Here is a 20815-nt window from a genome sequence, read left to right as displayed (position 1 = left end):
GCGTCAGACCGGTCTTACGTATTCAGGATGGTCAGCATGACCGCCTGGCGGCAGGTCGAGCTGGCCGATATGCTCATGGCCTTCACCCGGCAGCTTGCTGGTCAAATCAGGACCCTGACGAACAACTTTTGCCAGGAACCAGATCGTACCGGCAACCACCGCTGACTCGAAGATGGCAAAGCCAACCAGCCAGAAGATTGCCAGGCCAAGCGTCATCGCGCTCATACCGTCCTCAGTACGCATCAGTCCGTTAACAATCCACGGCTGACGACCAATTTCACGCGTCCACCAACCTGCGATTACCGCGATATAAGGCAGCACCACCATCACAACCGCGATAAACAGGAACAACGTATTACGTGGGGCCAGTTCCACCGTCATACGACGGCGCGCCATCAGCCAGATACCCCACAGGCTGACCAGCAGGATTGCACCACCCGCTCCGGCCATCGCGCGGAACGCATAGAAAGGCAGCACCACCGGCGGCTGTTCGTCTTTCGGGAAGCTGTTCAGGCCTTTCACCGGGCCATTCCAGGTTTTGGTTTCAATCAGGCTGAGTGCATGCGGGATGGAAATCGACCAGGCCAGCCCATTTCCTTCGGCATTCGGCCAACCGATGATATGCCAGGCGCTGTTGACGTTACCTGCTGCATCATAGGTGTCGTAGTGCCCTTCCATCGCTGCCAGTGCCGCAGGTTTGTTTTCGAGAGTATTCTCGCCCAGCACATCACCCATATAGATTTGTGCAGCAGAAACCACGGCCAGCAACACCAGCGCATATTTCAGCGGTCGCAGGAAAAGCTCCACATTGCGGCGTTTCAGTACGAACCAGGCACAGGTCGCGACCACGAAGCAGAGCGACAGCTCGAAGCTGGCCAGCAACATGTGAGGAAACGCGCTTTTGACATTCGGATTGAGGAGCGCGGCTACCCAATCGGTCACATGAAAGATGCCATTCTTGTATTCGACACCGGTTGGCGTCTGCATCCAGGAGTTAGCGACCAGAATCCACATCGCTGAAAGCGTTGAGGAGAGGGCGACGTTGAAGGTCGCGAAAAGATGCATCCCACGGCTGATCTTGCCCCAGCCAAAAATCATCAGTCCGATAAAACCGGCTTCATACATAAAGGCGGTGATGGTCTCATATCCCAACACCTGGCCAAAGAATGGCCCGGCAGCTTGAGAAAAGCGGCCATACAGGATACCAAAAGCCATTTCCATCGTAACACCCGTTGCCACACCGGCTCCGAAGTTGACGATGAACAGCTTTTCGAAAAAACGACACAAGCGGTACCACTTTTCATCATTTTTTCTGACCCACATCAGTTCAGAAATGAACAGCAGCGCAGCCAGACCAATGGTCAGTGGTGGGTAAATGATATGTACTGATGAGATTAACGCGAAGTCGATTCGCGTAATCAGCGATGTGAGATCGTTACTTAACATGACTATCTTCTTTTCTATTAAGTGACCAGATTAGCCAGCGACAACCGAACGCTCTTCCCCTTACATGGCAGGTGAAGTGGTAAGAGTCAGAACGGGGAGTGTAGAAAAAGGTGTCGCACCATCGGATTAGTCTACACGCCAAAACATCCTGGTTAGCACATATCCCTGCTAAACACATTAGAAACAGGATAATATCCGACAGCATGTACATGGCATGTTGAGCCTGGCCAGTTGGCCATGCTTACAACCAGGCAATTGCCGACGAAGCTTAAAAATAAGCGCAACAGTACTCGACGGTAAGCTAATTACCGTTAAGACCTGAAATTTGCTTATTTGAGATAATCCAGGTTTCGAGACGCTTATATTGTCGATAAAGCACAATATAGGAGCTGTGTAGTCCGAATGAGGGTCAGTATATTCCCCCCCACCCGCATATTGTCAAGAAAAATGTGGGTAAATCGTTTTTCTGTTGCAAGAGATCTTATATTCATTCACAAGAAACAAAAAATGAACCAATCAACCAACCAACTGTAACCAAAAGAAAATCAAACATTGAAACAGTTGACTATTCTAAGTCAAATTGCGGCTGATTCGGCAATAAAAAATACGCAAATAATCACAAAATAATAATTTAAATCAACAAGTTAACGCGATTGTGATTTTTCAGCGTTAACCAAAAAATGACTAATAAGGATGTTTATAAAAATTCGAACCGCTTCGGGATAATAATAATTTCCAATGTGTACGATAACGTTTAATCAATATAAAGGAACATAAAATTCACAAAAAAAACGATATCCGCATTATCATAATGGTCATATCAATAACCTTTCAGTCGATAATTAACAACAAAAATAACCAATGAGTAACATTTATAATTTACCAACCGATCCTTTATTTTCTGACGATAAAATATCCGGCCTGTCGTGGGTGAGTTGTCATGAAAAAGGGTTCATGCTTCACATGAACCCTTTTTTTACCCCAGCGCACGATTAGCTCATCCATTACGGTTGAGGTTGGTGACAGTCAACCCGGTGAACTAAGGCCACCATAGCAGCGCCTGGGCCACATAGATGAGACAAGCCAGCACGATTTTCGAACATAAACTGCGATGGGTAAAATGCTTCAAAATCACGCATAAAATAACGAACAGCATTCGTAGCATTTCGCGCAGATGTAACAGGTGAAAGATTGTCATAACATTTCCACGAATGACCAAAGCAGTTATGACTATACCTTAGTTTAGTTTGCGTGGAATGAATATCCGGCCAGGATTGATGAACTGTCTAGGTTGGTCTTTTAGGGGGTTACGGAAAGCAATCGTATTTACACCCATTCGTAGCGGCGCGATTTATCGCGTTAAAGCAGTATCAATCATATGAAAATATAATTAGCGAATTATTGATTCAATGGCCTATGCACCACTAACCGATAAAGAGAAGGTATCTGGTGATCAGCACAGTTTTCTGTGCACCATCCGTAACGATTAAGGATATTTTCCAGTCGTGCCGTGTTTCCTGTCAGCCGCACCATTAAAGGCGCAATTTGCTTGCCGTCTTCATTAAATGAGACATCCAGCGAGCTACGTGACAAATAAATCGCATCCATCACCGGATTAGCGCTGAACCTATTACGCCCGGACCATTCCCGATCATTGAGATGATGAAAGGTAAAATCCATCTGCTTAGCCGTTTCAATGGCATAGGTCAGTCTGAACAGGTCATTTTGCTCCAGTAATACGCCATTGCAGGTACGCCAGAGATATTCAAGCTTATCGCGCAATTCAGACCTTGCGCCAAGAGTTCGCCCCTGTTTCAGTAACCAGTGAATATCCGGCGCGACCTCACGGGGGAAACGATGTTGTTTCAGTGCCGTGGAGAGCCAGCGAATCAGAAAAATATTTTCCTGCGATACCGAACCTACTAATCCATCCAGTCTGGCAACATGCAGAGCCACCAATGCACACCATGCTAAATGTCCGGTTTTCTCTGTCAACGGTTCAGTTCTCACAGCAACATCTCCATGTCATTAACTGCCACTCCAGCGGATTCAAGTGAAATACAATTTTGGCAGAATGTAAACCTCACACATTCACCTTTCTGATGTGTCCTGCCTTTATTAAAGGCATTATTAAAGAATAATCTGAGATTTCATTTAAAAAACCTTTCTGCCAGAACGTCTTTGTCTCTTCATATCAAAACTCCCTCTGCCCGCCTAACTCAATCACCCTGTTGGCAGGGATCATAAATTGTTCATGAGCACGCAACGCATTGCGCTGGAAGAAATGGAAAATCGCCCCCTTCGCCCGTGCCAACCCGCGACGCTTTTTCATCACCAGCGTGTCGTGGGAAGTAAAGAACGAGGCTTCCTGTAGCGAGCAACCAAAGCCTTCCAGGCCGCACAAATGCAAAATCTCCTGCATTGAGGGCACCTCATGCCAGCCATAGGAAGCCGTCACCTGCCAAAATGAGGGGGAAAGTTGCTGCATGCTGATGCGCTTCTGGTTATGCACCCTGGGCGTGTCGATGGTGCGGATATGTAAAAGTACGGTGCGTTGATGCAACACGCGGTTATGTTTGAGGTTATGCAGCAGCGCCTGCGGGATTTCATACTCCTTGCGGGCGAGAAAGATCGCGGTGCCACCGACCCTCATCGGCGGTGCGGCTTCCAGCGAACTGATCATCGCCTTCAGTCCCACCGGGTCATCTGCCAGTCGGCGAATCAGCAGTGAGCGCTCACTACTCCAGATCAGCATCAACACCAGCATCGTCATCGCCAGCAGAACCGGCACCCAACCGCCGGAGAGCAGTTTCATCAAATTAGCGCTAAACAGCGGGACATCAATGGTCAACATACACACAAGGAACACCACCGCCAGGGGCAACGGCCAGCGCCAATTTTTGAACGCCACCACGCTTGCCAGACAGGCCGTCAGCACCATAGTGCCGGTCACCACGATGCCATACGCCGACGACAGCGCAGAAGATTGGCGGAAAGAGATAATAATGACGGTCACGGCGGCAAACAGCAGCCAGTTAACCACCGGAATATAGATTTGCCCGGACTCGGTCGATGAGGTGTAGACAATACGTACCGGCGGCAGAAATCCCTGGCGAATCGCCTGATGCGTCAGGGTATAGACGCCAGAGATCACCGACTGCGCCGCAATCACGGTCGATAGCGTGGCAAGGACAATCAGCGGAATCTGCGCCCAGCCTGGAGCCAGCAGGTAAAAAGGATTGCGCACAGCATCCGCATCCGTCAGCACCAACGCTCCCTGACCAAAGTAGTTCAGCACCAACGCTGGCATCGCAATAATCAGCCATGCCAGCCGAATTGGCGCTTTCCCCAGATGTCCCATATCCGCATACAACGCTTCGGCCCCGGTCACGGCCAACACCACCATACCTAACGCCGCGAACGACAGCGCTTTGTGGCTGTTAAGAAACTCCAGCGCGTACCAGGGGTTCAGCGCTTGCAGCACACCCGGATGCATAACAATCCCACGGATACCCAGCGCAGCGAGGGTGAGAAACCACACCAGCATCACCGGGCCAAACACCAGACTGACCCGCTCGGTGCCATGTTTTTGGATAATAAACAGTAACGTCAGGATGACCACCGACAGCGGCACAATCACATGGTCCAGTGCGGGTGCCACCACTTCGATCCCTTCAATCGCCGACAACACTGAAATGGCTGGTGTGATCACGCCATCACCATAAAAGAATGCGCCACCAATCAACCCGGCCAACACGATAAAATGCCCGGCACGACCGGTAACATGCTGACGAGCCAGAGACATCAACGTCAGAATCCCACCCTCGCCGTCGTGATCGGCACGCATCACAAAGCAGACGTATTTCACGGTGACGATCAGCGTCAGCGCCCAAAAAATCAGCGAGAGAAACCCCATCACGGCAGTAGAGGTCATGCCGCCGTTGGGTAATATCGAAAGGCATTCGCGCAGCGTATACAACGGGCTGGTGCCGATATCACCAAACACGATACCGGCCGCTGCCAGCATACCTGCCGGGAGAGACTGCTTTGTTGAAGCCATAAGAGAAGCATCCTTTCACAGGGGGGTTACGGACAGCAAAGCGAATGAGCATATTATAGCTGCTGCCCCTGCCGCTGATGCGGAGAGTAACGCGCACAACCTCCCGTTTTTGCCTGATTTTTATATCCGCCCGCCATCTTTTTACGCCTTTTTTATATGCCGATGGCTTAAATCAAATGGAACGATTTTCATCGTGATCAAAGGGAAAATGCTATGTCAGGCTTAATTCTGGTTTCGCACAATCTGTCCCGGGCTTCGACGTTATCCGCCCTGTATGAAAGCATTCTGTCGCGCAATGGTGGGCTTTGGGTAAGTTGGGATGGCAAAACTAATGCCCTCGCAGCAGATATGCCACGTCCCCTGACCTTCCGCCAGGGGCATAAATTTGACACCCTCACCTTTCCGCTCACCCGAGGTGAACGGGAACAGGGTTACCAAAACTATGTTCACCAGGGCCTGTGGCCGATGTTCCATCAACGCCCGGATCTGGCGCGCTTCAGTCAGGATGACCTGAGTCAATATCGGAAATTCAATGAGGCTTACGCCCGAGCGATTGCCGAATACGCGATGCCTGACGATGTCATCTGGATCCAGGACTATCACCTGATACCCAGCGTCAGGCTGATGCGTGACGCCGGTTTGACCAACCGTATCGGCCTGTTCTTCCATCAACCGTTTCCCGCCGGTCAGGGATTTACCGCCATCCCGGACTGGCAATGGCTGGCTGAGTCGTTGCTGTGTTGCGATCTGATTGGTTTTCAGACCAGCCAGGACATGAACAACTTTCTGCTGTGGGTGGAGAGCGCATTTCGTTGCGAACGTCTCGGTGGCACGCTGTTTCGCATTCACGGTCACCTGCTCAGAACCGGTGTCTATCCGGTCGGGATCGATCTGGAAGATGCGCACTGCCTGTTAGCCAGCAACAGTTGCAGTTATATGGAAGAACAGTGTCGCGCCACGCTGCCGCAAAACACGATCCTCAGCGGAGGGCACCTCGACGATAGCGCCGGTCTGCCTTACCGCATCAGCGCCGTTGAGGTCCTGCTACGCAACCATCCGGATTACGTCGGCAACATGATGTTGTTACAACTGGCCTCGCCATTGGCCGGTTATGCGCCACGCACCGCCGGGTTAAGCCATGACCTCGAGAGCATCTGTGGCGAGATGAACGGCGTACATGGCACGCTGGAGTGGTGCCCCGTCAGTTATCTGACCAAATCATACAGCCGTGAGGAGCAGGCAGGCATTTATCGCGCATCCCGCGTCGCGCTGGTGACGCCACTGATGGCAGGTATGAGCCTGATGGCAAAGATGTATGTGGCGGTGCAGGATCCGGTCAACCCTGGCGTGCTGATCCTGTCGCAGTTTGCCGGGGCGTCGGAACATATGGATGGCGCGTTGATCGTCAATCCTTATGACCCGGATGCCATCGCCGACGCCATCCATACCGCGTTGCGAATTCCGCTCAGTGAACGTCAGAATCGCCATGCACGGTTGATGAAAGGCATCCACCGTCAGGATTGCCACGGGTGGGCAGCCGGTTTTTTGGCTGATCTGCGTGAACCGGAAAAGGATGAAACGCTGGCGATGGCGGGCAGCTTGCTGCTGACGGCCGGAATGGGGAGAAGGGTGAGATATTAATTACCAATGACAACCCTGACGTAGCGGCGCGATTTATCGCGCGATTTACCTCCGCTGCCAAAAAAAGCGCGATAAATCGCGCCGCTACGAAAATAAAACGGGAGGCCGCAAAGCCCCCCGAGGATTTAAAAATCGTATTGCAGGCTTAAACGGTTCTGCCAGAAGTGAGAATCATACAGCGGGGATGTCTGCACCCCGGCGAAATCGGTCAGGCTCAGGCCCTTCAGCACGCCACTGAAACTCCAGGTGAAATACACCAGATATTCCGACTGGTTGATGCTGGCCGACGCCGGTGACGGTTTCAGATCCATAAATGAATACTGCGTCCCGAGCGACAGGTTTTCATTCATTACATAGTTCAGGTTGGTCATATAGGCGTTGCCGCTGCCGAGATCCTGGGTACTGGTAAAGAACGGCTGCGCAAAGTAAGGACCGGACGAGGTGTTGTGCGCGTATGGGGTGACCAACGAACCGTTGTTCCAGCTATTGCCGCTGGCGGCAATGTGGTCATAACCCAGTTTCCAGCTCAGGGCTGGGGTAAAGGTCAGCGCCAGTTGAGCACCGTAAGAGGTACTGTTGACTTCACCGGCGAGCGCTTTGCCAAGGCTGGTGCCACGAATAAACTGCACGCCCAGGTCCGGCTGGAACAGCGTATCCTGCCATTGCAAATGACTCTCGCCATACACCAGACGGGTGTAATCGGCGTACTCCTGATACCACAACTGGCCGGTGAGTTTTTTACCGTCCCACTGCGTGCCGCGACCACCGCCCAACGCCCACATGCCGTTGGTGCGTTCATCAACATCGGTATACGCCGTGGTATTAAGGAACTGATCGTCACCCCACGGTTTATAACGCCAGACTTTAGTGGCATGCAGATAATTGGTGCTGTCGCCGTAATTCGCATCAACGCCACGGAACAGAATTGGCGTAATACGCCAGTCGTAATCACCGACAAAAGGAATATTGATTCGTTGATCACCGGCCGTTATTTTAAAATCATCCTGCTGCCAGCTTAAATAAGCTTCACCGACGTTGGTTTGATTATCGCCAATATCGCTGATGGTATTTGCTTCATCCGGATGATCGATACCACGCAGGAAAATACCGCTGACGCCAGCACGGAAACCATAAAACGGCGCGGTTTCATATTTGATGCTGCCACCGTAGCTCACGGTATCCTGATTAAACCCTTTGGAGAAATAAGCGTTATGCGTCGAATAATACAGCGTACGCAAACTACCGCTCACGGTGCCACAGGTGAAGATATCGGTAAAACTATTTACGCCACTCGCACCGTACTGACAATCGCTGATATTGCTCTGTGTTGCCGCCAGTGCAGCCGGAGCAAGCGGGAAAAACAGCGCAGCAAGACACGCACCACTCAGTGTTTTTAATTGCATAGTCCCAAGCCTCGTCACTTTTTAAAAGAGCAAAGCATGGCCACCCGCACAATAAATGTGCGGTGGTGGCTCGCTTTGCTGTAAAAAAGTTTTATTATTGATTAATTATTTACACCGGTTATTTTCACATCCGGCAATGTATCGCGCACTTCCCAGCCACGTAATTTGCCGGGATTAAGTAAATTATACGGATCGCAGGCGCGTTTCATAGCAACAACATCCGCCCGCACCATGCCCTGTTTACCATCTTCAATATGAATAACGTGCGGGTTATTTATTTTCACACCGTTATCACGGTAAATTTGCATAATATCATTCAGGCGATCTTCATCGCTAAAACGCACCAGCGGCAGGCCGCTACAGGTTAAGGTGCCGTTCATATCGCGCAGAAATTCAATATGCGACATCACTTCATCTGATAATTGCGCTTCCATCGCCAACGCCTGCTGATGATAATTTTCCGCTGCATAGGCGGTTTGCAGGTAGGTCAGGGTTTTATCCACTTTCAGCGCCTGAAGCGTGGTGTGGTTCCAGCAATATTCAATCAGCGAATGGCCGTGGTTCTCACCCTCGGCAAAGTGCAGCGCGCTGCGGCCACCATGCTGCGTCAGCAATGATGGCAGCAGACGGTCGCTCTCCACGCCGACCACCGAAATCACGCCGTGTTGTCCCGCCACCTCCGCGTCAGCAAGATCGGTGAAGTAATCCAGTACCGGCGCAGCCATCACCGCCACCTGACGCTTCACCAGCCCCGGCGATTTTGCCAGGGCATCAGCAAAGGCCATCGCCGCCGGAAAACTGGTAAAGGTGTCGAGACGTTCGATCCAGTCATGACGCGGAGCCAGCGCCAGCTCGATTTCCAGCACGATGCCGTTACTGCCGTAAGCGTGGTGCAGCAGCAAGGCGTCCGGTGCCTGAAGCGTCAGGATGCGCGGCGTCTCTTCCATGGTCATCAGCTTCACCGACAACACATTGCCAGGTGCTGCCAGCGGGCCATAGTTGATGGAACCCACGCCACCAAAACCGCCGCCAAACAGACCGCCAAGAGTCGCCAGCTTCCAGGTGGACGGCATACAACGCAGCTCCCAACCGAGCGGCCGGGTATGGGCTTCCAGATCACCGAGGCGAATCCCGGCCTGCGCACAGACCGTGCCTTGCCCCATGCTCACCACGGCGTTGAGTTTGGTCATATCGACCATCAACCCACCGTTAAGCGGAATCAGCTGACCGTAGTTGCCGGTGCCACCACCCCGCAGATTCAGCGGGATGCGGCGGGCAGTACAGGCCGCCACCACCGCCGCCAACTCCTGCTCATCGCGCGGGCGCACCGCCAGCTCGGCGAACTTCTCTTCCAGTTGCGGTTTCAGCACCGGGCTGAACCAGTGAAAATCGCGCGACAGGCGTTTGACCTTCGGCGCTTCTTTAATCCAGTCAAGTTCAGGCAACGCCGCAACCAGCGCCGCCAGTGCAGACTGACGATCGGAATCAGACATCTTTCTTTCCTGTAGTTGAGGTATCAGGTCGGGCTAAGTTCGCTCTCATGCCAGGCCGCCAATACGCGGCGCGTCAGCCACGACATCAGGGCAAACAGCAGGAAACCCGCCAGAGAAATCAGCAGCAGCGCGGCAAACATCAGCGGAATATTGAGCTGATAACCGGCCTGCAAAATCTGGTACGCCAGCCCGGTATCGGTGCCACCGGTGCCAGCAACAAACTCCGCCACCACCGCGCCAATCAGCGACAAGCCGCTGGAGATACGCAGCGCGCCAAAGAAGTACGGCAACGCCGAAGGAATGCGCAGGCGCAGCAGAATCTGCAAACGCGACGCATGGTTCAGTTTGAAATAACTCAGCAACCCCGGCGAGACGCTACGCAGTCCCTGGGTGGTGTTGGAGATAATGGGAAATACCGCCATCAGCGTGGCACACACCACCAGCGACATGGTGGTGTCTTTCACCCAGATGATGATCAGCGGCGCAATCGCCACAATCGGCGTTACCTGTAAAAACACGATGTAAGGAAACAACGCGCTTTCGATAAAGCGGTTCTGCACCAGCAAAAACGCCACGATGGAGCCAATCACAATCGCCACCACAAAGGAGATCACGGTGATTTTCAGGGTGTAAAGCAAGGACATAAACAGCGTCGGGAAGTTCTGCACCAGGCTCTGCGCCACTACCACCGGCGACGGCACCAGAAAGGCGGGCACCTTCAGCGAGGTCACCAGAAACTGCCACAGCAACAACAGTACGATGGCGAACAGCGCCGGGAACAGCCACTGCTGAAACTTACGCTGCGCGGCTAAGGGCTTCTTCATTATTTGCTCTCCTGACTGGCGGCAAACAGACCGCGCTGCAACTGCTGTGCATACTGCGTAAACTGCTGGCTGACACGGAACTCATCATCACGCGGGAACGGCGCATCAATGCTGATATCATCCACCACGCGCCCGGGTCTGGCGGCCATCATGATCACCCGCTGCGACAGGAACACCGCTTCCTGAATCGAGTGAGTGACAAACACCACCGTCAGCTTCTGCTCCTGCCACAGTTGCAGCAGGTCGCTATCCAGCTTGTTACGGGTGATCTCATCCAGTGCGCCGAAGGGTTCATCCATCAGCAACACCTTGGGCCGCGTCACCAGACCACGCGCAATCGACACACGCATCTGCATCCCGCCGGACAACTCGCGCGGCAGCACATGACCAAACTGCCCCAGACCGACCAGTTCAAGGATCTCCCGCACGCGGGTGTCGGCTTCGGCACGCGGCACGCCGGCTAAGTCGAGCGGCAGGCGCACATTCTTGTGCACGCTGCTCCACGGCATCAGCGTCGCCTCCTGAAACACGAACGATAACGGCAGATCGCGCTGTTTTTCCCGGCGATCGCGCCGAAACAGCATCAACTTGCCATCGCTCGGCTCAATCAGCCCGGCGATCATTTTCAGCAAGGTACTTTTGCCACAGCCAGACGGACCGAGCAGCGAGACAAATTCGCCCTGGCGAATCGTCAGGTCCACCGGCAGCAAGGCACGCGTACCGTTCGGGTAAATTTTCTCAGCGGAGAGCACTTCAATCGCCGGAGAGGCCGCATGTAGCGGCACCGCTTGCGCATCATTGCTCATCAGGGTCAGTCGGCTGGCGGCATTCATGGCATAACCTTCACGTCTTGAATGAATTTCAGGGTGTAGCTGCCGTCAAACGGTACTTTCGCCGGGTCGATCAGCTTGTTGTCCACCAGCAGTTGCCAGGTCTGCTTCAGGCGCGGTACGGTCATGATGCCGATACCCCCGGTCTGCGCATCGCCGCCGGTCAGCATCTGATACTTCTTCATCTGCGCGATGCTGAAGGCAATCTGATCGTCGGTCATCTGCGGGTTTTCTTTCTTAATCAGCACGTTGCCCGCAGCCGGATTCTCCAGGTAGTTTTTCCAGCCCTGCATTGAGGCTTTGACGAAGGCTGCAACCGCCTGCGGACGTTTTTCGATGGTCGATTTCATACAAACGATGCTGTTGCCATACGGCGGGTAGCCCCAGTCGCTGATGGGGTAAACATTGGCCTGTGCACCGGCCTTCTGCACCGCGAACGGTTCGGAGGTCACGTAGCCCTGCTGCACCAACGTTTTATCCGCGAGGAATGGCTGCACGCTAAAGGTATAAGGACGTACACGCGCGTTTTTCAGGTTGAGTGCGCTCTGCGCCCACGGCCAGTACGAGGTATAGGCTTCTGCGGCTAACAGGAAAGTTTTCCCCTGCAAATCAGCCTGACTTTTCACATCCGGGTGGGTAATAAACACAATCGCCGAGTGCTGGAAGGTGGTGGCAACCGGTACCGCTTCCACGCCCTGCTGCCAGGACTCCAGCGCCTGCATGTTATCGCTGATGATGCAGTCAGCCTGACCAGCAGCCATCAGCTGCATGGTGTGCACCTGCGGGCCGCCCATTTTAATGGTGACATCCAGCCCGGCATCGCGGTACAGATTTTGCGCCTGAGCCTGATAAAAACCGCCATGCTCGGCCTGAGCATACCAGTTGGTCATAAAGGTAAATTTCTCGGCGGCCATACCTGGTGCCGACAGTGCCACAGCAAGCGCGGCGACAATGCTCAATGTTTTTTTCATAGCCGATCCCCGAATTAGCGCGGTTGTAATAATGATGCTGCGTCGTTTTGGTCTAAAACTTTGCCCTGCCACTGCCCTTTGCCCCACGCCGGTTCGGCACGGGTTACCCAGGTCATTTGGTGCACTTCGGTGATCACCTGCGCCCAACTGATAGCCAGCGACTCAAGGATCGCCGCGCCCTGCTCTGGAGTGGAAGGCAACGGATCGCCAATCACGCCGCTGGGGCCGAAATCATACGAAGCCCAGGCCGCCATCGGGCGGGTGCTGGAGAGTGTCGGGCACGGGAACGCCGGTGGATAGTTGGCGACGGCTTTCTCCATCTGCACCGTATCAGGTGCCAGCGCCAGCATCAGGGCGGTTTCGGCATGACCGGCGTGCATCGCCATCTGACGCTCTTTCTCGTCCATAAAACTTTCGGCGCAGTTCGGTACTTTGAAAGTGTCCTGCATGATGATGATCATGTCGCCGTGGCGCAGACGCAGTTCACGCATCGCCATCTGCAATGGCTGCGGTTGACCGCCATGACCGTTTACCATCAGTAACTTACGGAAACCGGCGCGGTACAGCGATTCGCCAATCTCCAGAATGGTGTGCAGCAGCGTCTCACCGGTCAGCGTCAGGGTGCCGGGGAAATGCAGATGCTCATCCGATTTGCCATAGGTGATGGGCGGAATGGCGTAGGCCGGGATTTCTGCCGGTAAACGCGCCAGTGCATGGCCGACTACCCCGGAGGAGATCACGCTGTCCACCGCGCACGGCAGATGCGGGCCATGCTGCTCAATCGCCCCGGTCGGCAGAACGATCACCGTGTTGGCTTTGTCTTCCAGCGTGGCGATATCGGTCCAGCTCAGATACGGCAAAAAGCGGTTTGCCGGAATATAACCATGTAACATCTCGCTTCCTCGTGTTATTGCGGCAACCACGCCGTCGCTTCAACTTCAATTAAGACATCCGGGCTGGGCAGCATTTCGCTGACCTGTACCACGGTAGAAACCGGTGGCGTATCGGGGTAAAACAACTTGCGCACCCGACTGTAGTGAGGAAAGTGGTCCAGATTGCGGAAGTACTGCACCAGCTTGATCACATCGCTCATCTGGCCGCCTGCGCTCTCGATGGTGGTGCGGATGCTCTCCAGCACGTACCAGCTCTGCGCCAGAATTGGCCCTTCTTTGATATCGGTGGAAAACTCGCCGGTACGCCCCAACAGTTGCTGCGCCTCGGCGGGGATATCGTCGTAACCGCGCACAATCAGCGCGGTTTGTGGATTCACCGGGATGATGCCGGAGAGAAAGATAAAATCGCCCGCGCGTCGCCACGCGGCATACTTCGCCAGCGGTTTACCCGCCCCAGCTTCAAGCGTCATTGGTGAACTCTCCATAACAGATCCCCTGTTTCAACCGATAGCGGTGGCGGCTGCGCAGTGGCCAGCTTGCCGCTTCGGCAGCAGGGAAAATGACAAAATCGTTAGCCAGCAGAGTTGCACCGTCATGTAACGCCGCACGCTGGCAAATCAGGGCCGATGCTTCATCAAAAGCCGCGCCCAGTTGCGCACTCAGTAACCCGCTAAACAGTGTATCGAGTGGGTCGTAGCTGCCGACCGGACAGAACGCGTCCTGCACGTTATCCGCTCCCAGCAACACCGGCATACCACGCGTTTGCGCCTCTTTAATCAGGGTTAAACCGCGCTGGCGCGGGGTGCGTCCCGGCACCGCGTCCTGTAACAACAGGTTGGTCAGCGGCAGCGCAATCAGGGTGACGCGGTGTTGCGCCAGCACATCGAGGATCGCCTCGCCGTCCTCCTGCTGCGCCAGCGCACAACCGTGGCTACAGGTAATACGTCCGCTAAACGGATGGTGTTGCAAATAACGCGCCAGCCAGCGCAACCCTTGCGCGTCGTGGCTCAGTTCTTCGTCGATATGCAGATCAATATCCAGCCGCCAGCGTTCTGCCGCCTGTAACAGATGGGTAAATGCCTGCGCATCCCAGTTGCTGCTGTGAATAAAACCGCCAAGCAACGCACCGCTGGCAGCGACCTGGGCGGCAATATGTTCCGCCTGGTCGGCATCGGCAAAAAAGGTCAGCGGGGCCAACGCCACCCGTTCGAGGGTGCACAGCGGATGCTGCATTTCGCCCACGATCTGCCACGCCAGTGGCGCATCGGCTGAGAACCAGTCGATATGGGTACGCAGCAGGCCCACGCCAGCCTCCACCGCCCAGTTCAGCGCCTGGCGGGCGCGTTGGCGCAGATCGTCCGCGCTCCAGCGCGCCCGGTCCTGATGCATCGCAGCAATCGCCGCCAGCAGGCCCGGTTGCAACGCCGGGCTGCGCTGCACGGTGAAGGTTTTATCGAGATGGGCGTGAGGTTCAATCAACGGCGGCAGCACCAGCGCGCCGCTCAGCGCCAGATAGCCGCTAACGTCACGATCTGGCTCGATATGGGTGCCATCTTCGCGAAAATGTAGCGTCGCCAGCACTGGATGATCGCCATGCATCGGCCAGTCCTGCGGGAGCAGCCAGCGGGGTAAACGCGCGCCTGTCGCGCCTGGATACGCGTTCACAGGTCAAGTACCAGTAACGGGGAACGGGCGCGTGAGCAGCACAGCACGACGCAGTCATTCGCCGCGCGCTCTTTCTTACTCAACACTTCATCGCGATGATCCGGCTCACCGCTCAGCACGCCGGTAATACAGGCTCCGCACATGCCCTGCTCGCAGGAGAGTTCGATGTCGATCCCTGCGCGCTCCAGCACTTCAGCAATGCTTTCATCGGCATTGATGGTGTAACGCGCACCGCTGGAGGCGATTTCTACCGTGAACACGTCGCCAGCAATCGATTGCGTGGTGACATCAGGTTTGAATTTTTCGCTATGCAGTTGATCGTCACGCCAGCCATGTTGCTGCGCCAGTTGATGCAGATGATCCATAAAACCCGCCGGTCCACAGCTCACCAGCACGCTGTTGTGCGCTACTTTGAGGTCTTCCGGTACTCGCTGGCGCAGGCTATCGCCCTCGCTGCTGTAATGCAGCACCACCCGCGAGCCAAGCTGGTCCAGACGCGCACTGAACGGCAGCTCATCGTGACGTTTAAGAAACAGATGCAGCGTGAACTCGGCATTCTGCGCCGCCAGTTGCTCAGCCATCACCAGCAACGGCGTCAGCCCGATACCCGCCGCAAACAGCAACGTACGCGGCGCTTCCGGCAGCGGAAAATGGTTGCGTGGTGCGGAGATGGTTAAACACGTCCCCGTCTGCACCTGATGGTGTAGCCAGCGAGAGCCGCCGCCCGATGCCTGATCGAGACGGACGCAAACTTGATAGTGTGCCTCCCCGGCGGCCGAGCACAGCGAATACTGCCGCTTGCCACAGTCGGGAATGGTCACATCAATATGGGCACCGGGGGTAAACACCGGTAGTGGGTGGCCGCTGGCAGACGCCAGGGTCAGTAATACATTGCCAGCACCGTTGAACTGCTTTGCGATGACGGTGACAGCCAGATTCTCTGCCTGCTTCATAATAATCCTGCATACGACGGACACGTCATCAGCCGGGAGGCCGCGCGTAGTCTTGTTTTTATCGTGATTGCGATTATTATTTTGCCTGTGTGTAAGCGTCCATCTGTTTAATTCGCACGATGCGTTGCAAAAAAGAGAGCACCCGCTATGTTCGCCTTCTCCCGGTTTCTGATCTACTTCACCGAGGTGGCCCGCCAGGGTTCACTGCGCAAGGCTTCCGAGACGCTGCATGTCTCGGCATCCTCCATCGATCGACAGATTTTGCGGGTGGAACAGCAGCTGGATATGCCGCTGTTTGAACGTCATCCATCAGGATTACGTATGACCGCAGCCGGGGAAATTTTGCTGAACGCCGCCAGGAACTGGCAGCGTGAGTTTGGTCGCGTCTGTACCCAGCTCGATGATCTGCGCGGCCTGCGTCACGGTCATGTGCATATCGCCACCATTGATGCCATCAACCGCGGCTTTTTCTCAGCCATTCTGCAACGCATTCGCACCGAGTATCCCGGTATCTCCTTTACGCTCACCACCATGAGCAACATCCATATCGCTAACGCGCTGACCAATGGCGACGCCGATTTTGGCATCATGCTCAATCCACAAAGCTCGCGCGAGCTGCTGGTGAAGTCGTTTGCGGATTTACGCCTGGGTATTGTGGTCAGCAGCCAACACCCGCTGGCCAAGCTGGAAACTATCCGCTTCAGCCATTGTGAATCCTGGCCGTTTATCGTTCCCGCCGCCCCCCTGATGCTGGCAGAGCCGCTTGAGGCCCTGATCAACAGCTCCGGCATCACCCTGAATGAGGTAGGCCGCACCAACAATATCCATATGCTGCGTTCGCTGGTTCGCGATGACGTGGGCATCAGCCTGATGTGTTGGCTGGATATTGTGGATGAATACCGCCGTGGTGAACTGAAATTTATCCCGCTGATAGATGGCATGCTGAAGCCGTTTACCCTGTCGCTGTGCGTCGCCCCGCAGCGTCAGCTATCGATTGCCGCCTCAATGATGCTGCGTGAACTGGAGTCGTTTTTCGCCCTGATGCAGAACGAAGAAGCCCTGGCGGGGCAAACCACTGCCCCTCCGCCCGCCCCGTAACAGCGGGATTTTTGACTCGGCTCACACTTTCTCCCTTTCCCCTCTTGCCAGTCTGCCGTTGATTGCTGAAGATGGGCGCGATTCAGGATTGTTACTGCAAATCAGGCAAAACCTAAATCGCACCGCATTCAGTTTTCGAGCGCGGTGCGATTTAGGTTTTTTTTTGCCTCCAATCCGGGACAACCCGAGAACAACAGCGATTATCAGCGGGAGTAGGTATGCCATATCAGGAACTGGCCGACGAAATTGTCGAAGGTGTCGGCGGTAAAGCCAACATCATCAGCGTGATCCACTGCGCCACACGCTTACGCTTTAAACTCAAGCAGCCGGGTAAAGCTCAAACCGCGGCGTTGAAGAATAATCCCGGCATCATCATGGTGGTGGAGAGCGGCGGCCAGTATCAGGTGGTGATTGGCAACCACGTTGGCGAGGTATATCAGCAGGTAGCCAGTCGTCACGGTTTGGAGAACGACAACAGCGACCGTGCCGATGCCCCCAAACAAACGCTGTTCGCCCGCTTTATCGATCTGGTTTCCGGCATCTTCACCCCGTTTATCGGCGTGATGATCGCCTCCGGTATTATCAAAGGACTGCTGGCGCTGGCGCTGGTGCTGGGCGTCATGCATCAGGAGAGCGGCAGCTACAAACTGCTGTTTGTCGCCAGCGATGGCCTGTTTTATTTCCTGCCGATCCTGCTTGGCTACAGCGCCAGCAAAAAGTTTGGCGGCAACCCGTTTGTCGGCATGGCTATCGCCGCTGCGCTGGTCCATCCGCTGATCCTCACCGCGCTGGAACAGCAGCAGCAGGGCGAGAATCTGCGCTTTTTCGGCATCCCGCTGGAGATCATCAACTACAGCTCATCCGTGATCCCGATTATCTTTGCCTCCTGGGTTGCCAGCCTGGTTGAACGGGTGGTACATCCGCGTTCTCCTGGCGCGGTGCGTAACTTCACCACCCCGCTGCTGTGCCTGATTATCACCGTGCCCCTGACCTTCCTCGCCATCGGTCCGGCTGCCACCTGGCTGAGCCGCATGCTGGCGGAGGGGTATCTGTGGATTTACAGCCTCAGCCCGACCATCGCCGGTGCGGTGATGGGGGCCATCTGGCAGGTGTGCGTGATCTTCGGTCTGCACTGGGGGCTGGTACCGATCATGCTGAATAACCTCACTAACTTCGGCCACGACACCCTGCTGCCGCTGCTGATGCCAGCAGTGCTCGGCCAGGCTGGCGCCACCCTCGGCGTGATGCTGCGTACCCATGAAGCCAAAGTGAAGGCGATGGCCGGTTCTGCCTTTAGCGCCAGCATCTTCGGCATCACCGAACCGGCGGTGTACGGCATCACCTTACCCAACCGTCGTCCCTTTATCTTTGGCTGCATCGGTGGCGCACTGGGTGCTGCAATCCTTGGTTTCTGGCATACCACCATTTATTCGTTTGGTTTCCCCAGCATCTTCACCTTTATTCAGGTGGTGCCGCCCAGCGGCATCGACGCCAGCGTCTACGCCTCTTTTGCCGGTGCCATCGTGGCATTGCTGTTCGCCACCGTCGCCACCTGGCTGTTTGGCCTGCCCACTCCCGCCCCGTTAGTGGAAACCGCCCCGACTGCGGCAGGCGACGCCTCGCCGGTACGCAAGCAAACCGTGTTTAGCCCGATCTCGGGCAAGGTAATGGCGCTGGATTCGATCAAAGATGAAACCTTCGCCAGCGGCCTGCTGGGCAAAGGTGTGGCAATTGTGCCGGATAATGGCCGCGTGGTGTCGCCGATTGATGGTGTGGTGTCATCATTTTTCCGCACCCACCACGCCATTGGATTGACCGCAGACGACGGTGCGGAAGTCTTGATTCATGTCGGTCTCGACACCGTCAAACTGGACGGCAAATTTTTCACGCCACACGTCGCCGTCGATGATGTGGTGAAAGTGGGCGATCTGCTGCTGGAGTTCGACCTGAGCGCCATTCAGGCGGCCGGATACGATCTCACCACCCCGGTGGTGGTCAGCAACAGCGATGAATTTATTGATGTTTTATCCCTGCAACCGTCAACGGTAACGGCCTGTGCGCCGTTGCTCAGTGCGGTGAAATAATTGAGGAGTTACAAGATGACCTTACGTTTCCCGGATGGATTTTTATGGGGCGGTGCCGTAGCCGCCAACCAGGTAGAAGGCGCGTATCAGACCGGTGGCAAAGGCTTATCCACCTCCGATCTGCAACCGAAAGGCATTTTTGGCGATCGCGTTGAACGCCACGCCGGTGATTTCGGTATCAAAGACACCGCGATTGATTTCTACCACCGCTTCCCGGAAGACATCAAACTGTTCGCCGAAATGGGCTTCACCGTGCTGCGTACTTCAATTGCCTGGACGCGCATCTTCCCACAGGGCGACGAAGCCGAGCCAAACGAAGAAGGGCTGGCCTTTTACGATCGCCTGTTCGACGAGATGGCGAAATACAACATTCAGCCGCTGGTCACGCTGTCGCATTATGAAATGCCGTACGGGCTGATCAAAAAATACGGCGGCTGGGGCAGCCGCACCACTATCGACTGCTTCGAGCGTTACGCACGCGCGGTATTCACCCGTTTCCAGCACAAGGTGAAACTGTGGCTGACGTTCAATGAAATCAATATGTCGCTGCACGCGCCCTTTACCGGCGTCGGTCTGCCGGAAGAGAGTGACCAGCAGGCGATTTATCAGGCCATCCATCATCAACTGGTCGCCAGTGGCCGTGCGGTCAAAGCCTGCCATGAAATCGTTAAAGACGGCAAAATCGGTAACATGCTGCTCGGCGCGCTGCTCTACCCGCTCAGCTGCCGCCCGGCGGATGTGATGGAAACCATGCAGCAGAACCGTGAATGGCTGTTCTTCGGTGATGTGCAGGTACGTGGCTACTACCCGGCCTATATGAAACGCTTCTTTGCCGACCGTCAGATCCAGATCAACATTACCGATCAGGACAAACGCGACCTGCAAAACACCATCGATTACATCTCCTTCAGCTACTACATGACCGGTTGCGTCACCACCAATGAAGAAGAGAATCAGAAAGCGCGCGGCAACATTCTGTCGATGGTGCCAAACCCGCATCTCGCCAGTTCCGACTGGGGATGGCAGATTGACCCGGAAGGGCTGCGTATCCTGATGAACCTGCTGTACGACCGCTACCAGAAACCCCTGTTTATCGTGGAGAACGGTCTTGGCGCGAAAGACAAGGTCGAAGCCGATGGCAGCATCAACGACGACTACCGCATTCAGTATCTCAATGACCATCTGGTGCAGGTGCGTGAAGCGATTGAGGACGGCGTGGAAGTGATGGGCTACACCTGCTGGGGACCGATCGATCTGGTCAGCGCTTCAAAAGCAGAGTTCTCCAAACGCTACGGCTTTATCTACGTCGATCGCGATGATAACGGCAACGGTACGCTGGTGCGCTCACGTAAGAAAAGTTTCTTCTGGTATCAGGAAGTGATTGGCAGCCACGGTGCTTCACTGAAGTAAAGCACCTCGTAGCGGCGCGATTTATCGCGCCTGTTTTAAAAGAC

The 20815-nt window shown here is 54.9% G+C and carries 16 protein-coding genes; 4 read left to right on the top strand and 12 right to left on the bottom strand.

The genetic code is table 11. The annotated features are described in order from the left end of the window. Positions 1–3 precede the first annotated feature (3 nt). The 3 genes from AC6I8R_RS02325 to kup all read right to left on the bottom strand — a co-directional run bounded on the left by AC6I8R_RS02325 (position 4) and on the right by kup (position 5506). Positions 4–1446, bottom strand: coding sequence for a cytochrome ubiquinol oxidase subunit I (locus AC6I8R_RS02325; RefSeq protein WP_021184208.1), 1443 nt, complete (start codon positions 1444–1446; stop codon positions 4–6). 1398 nt (positions 1447–2844) lie between these two features. Beyond that, the gene (locus AC6I8R_RS02320; RefSeq protein WP_021184207.1) at positions 2845–3456 is read right to left on the bottom strand and encodes a DUF2913 family protein; all 612 of its coding nucleotides are present in this window, start codon (positions 3454–3456) and stop codon (positions 2845–2847) included. Between the two features lie 184 nt (positions 3457–3640). Further along, a complete protein-coding gene (kup, locus tag AC6I8R_RS02315; protein WP_021184206.1) occupies positions 3641–5506 on the bottom strand; it encodes a low affinity potassium transporter Kup in 1866 nt (621 codons plus the stop codon). A gap of 213 nt (positions 5507–5719) precedes the next feature. Here kup and AC6I8R_RS02310 point away from each other — a divergent pair, with 213 nt between their 5' ends. Then, on the top strand, positions 5720–7147 hold the full coding sequence (locus tag AC6I8R_RS02310) for an alpha,alpha-trehalose-phosphate synthase (UDP-forming) (protein WP_497831864.1): 1428 nt from the start codon (positions 5720–5722) through the stop codon (positions 7145–7147). Positions 7148–7272: 125 nt separating this feature from the next. Here AC6I8R_RS02310 and AC6I8R_RS02305 read toward each other — a convergent pair whose 3' ends face one another. From AC6I8R_RS02305 to AC6I8R_RS02265, 9 genes are all read right to left on the bottom strand, one after another. Continuing rightward, positions 7273–8550 carry a TonB-dependent receptor gene (locus AC6I8R_RS02305; RefSeq protein ID WP_021184204.1) on the bottom strand — a complete coding sequence of 426 codons (1278 nt, stop codon included), beginning with the start codon at positions 8548–8550 and terminating at the stop codon, positions 7273–7275. Positions 8551–8651: 101 nt separating this feature from the next. Further along, positions 8652–10043: an FAD-binding oxidoreductase gene (locus AC6I8R_RS02300; RefSeq protein WP_208724677.1), complete on the bottom strand. Its 1392-nt coding sequence runs from the start codon at positions 10041–10043 to the stop codon at positions 8652–8654. A gap of 23 nt (positions 10044–10066) precedes the next feature. Continuing rightward, positions 10067–10867, bottom strand: coding sequence for an ABC transporter permease (locus AC6I8R_RS02295; protein WP_415173129.1), 801 nt, complete (start codon positions 10865–10867; stop codon positions 10067–10069). After that, entirely contained in the window at positions 10867–11700 is an 834-nt protein-coding gene (locus AC6I8R_RS02290; RefSeq protein WP_415173128.1) for an ABC transporter ATP-binding protein, read from the bottom strand. Before AC6I8R_RS02290 ends, AC6I8R_RS02295 begins: the two co-directional genes overlap by 1 nt. Continuing rightward, on the bottom strand, positions 11697–12668 hold the full coding sequence (locus AC6I8R_RS02285; protein WP_021184200.1) for an ABC transporter substrate-binding protein: 972 nt from the start codon (positions 12666–12668) through the stop codon (positions 11697–11699). Before AC6I8R_RS02285 ends, AC6I8R_RS02290 begins: the two co-directional genes overlap by 4 nt. A gap of 14 nt (positions 12669–12682) precedes the next feature. Continuing rightward, positions 12683–13561, bottom strand: coding sequence for a creatininase family protein (locus AC6I8R_RS02280; RefSeq protein WP_497831863.1), 879 nt, complete (start codon positions 13559–13561; stop codon positions 12683–12685). A gap of 14 nt (positions 13562–13575) precedes the next feature. Then, a complete protein-coding gene (locus AC6I8R_RS02275) occupies positions 13576–14031 on the bottom strand; it encodes a RidA family protein (RefSeq protein ID WP_021184198.1) in 456 nt (151 codons plus the stop codon). Continuing rightward, positions 14021–15226: an amidohydrolase family protein gene (locus tag AC6I8R_RS02270; RefSeq protein ID WP_497831862.1), complete on the bottom strand. Its 1206-nt coding sequence runs from the start codon at positions 15224–15226 to the stop codon at positions 14021–14023. Before AC6I8R_RS02270 ends, AC6I8R_RS02275 begins: the two co-directional genes overlap by 11 nt. Next, complete coding sequence (locus AC6I8R_RS02265) at positions 15223–16179, bottom strand: PDR/VanB family oxidoreductase (RefSeq protein WP_497831861.1); 957 nt, start codon at positions 16177–16179, stop codon at positions 15223–15225. The genes AC6I8R_RS02270 and AC6I8R_RS02265 overlap by 4 nt, the downstream gene beginning before the upstream one ends. A gap of 147 nt (positions 16180–16326) precedes the next feature. Between AC6I8R_RS02265 and AC6I8R_RS02260 the strand changes: the two genes are divergently transcribed. The 3 genes from AC6I8R_RS02260 to AC6I8R_RS02250 all read left to right on the top strand — a co-directional run bounded on the left by AC6I8R_RS02260 (position 16327) and on the right by AC6I8R_RS02250 (position 20771). Then, the gene (locus AC6I8R_RS02260; protein ID WP_021184195.1) at positions 16327–17277 is read left to right on the top strand and encodes a LysR family transcriptional regulator; all 951 of its coding nucleotides are present in this window, start codon (positions 16327–16329) and stop codon (positions 17275–17277) included. 218 nt (positions 17278–17495) lie between these two features. Beyond that, positions 17496–19361, top strand: a complete 1866-nt coding sequence (bglF, locus tag AC6I8R_RS02255) for a PTS beta-glucoside transporter subunit IIABC (RefSeq protein ID WP_415173125.1) — start codon at positions 17496–17498, stop codon at positions 19359–19361. Between the two features lie 15 nt (positions 19362–19376). Continuing rightward, on the top strand, positions 19377–20771 hold the full coding sequence (locus AC6I8R_RS02250) for a glycoside hydrolase family 1 protein (RefSeq protein WP_021184193.1): 1395 nt from the start codon (positions 19377–19379) through the stop codon (positions 20769–20771). Positions 20772–20815 lie beyond the last annotated feature (44 nt).

The sequence above is a fragment of the Pantoea sp. X-Soil-OKNW-713 genome (assembly GCF_059730685.1).
This window is presented reverse-complemented; position numbering and strand designations above follow the sequence as displayed.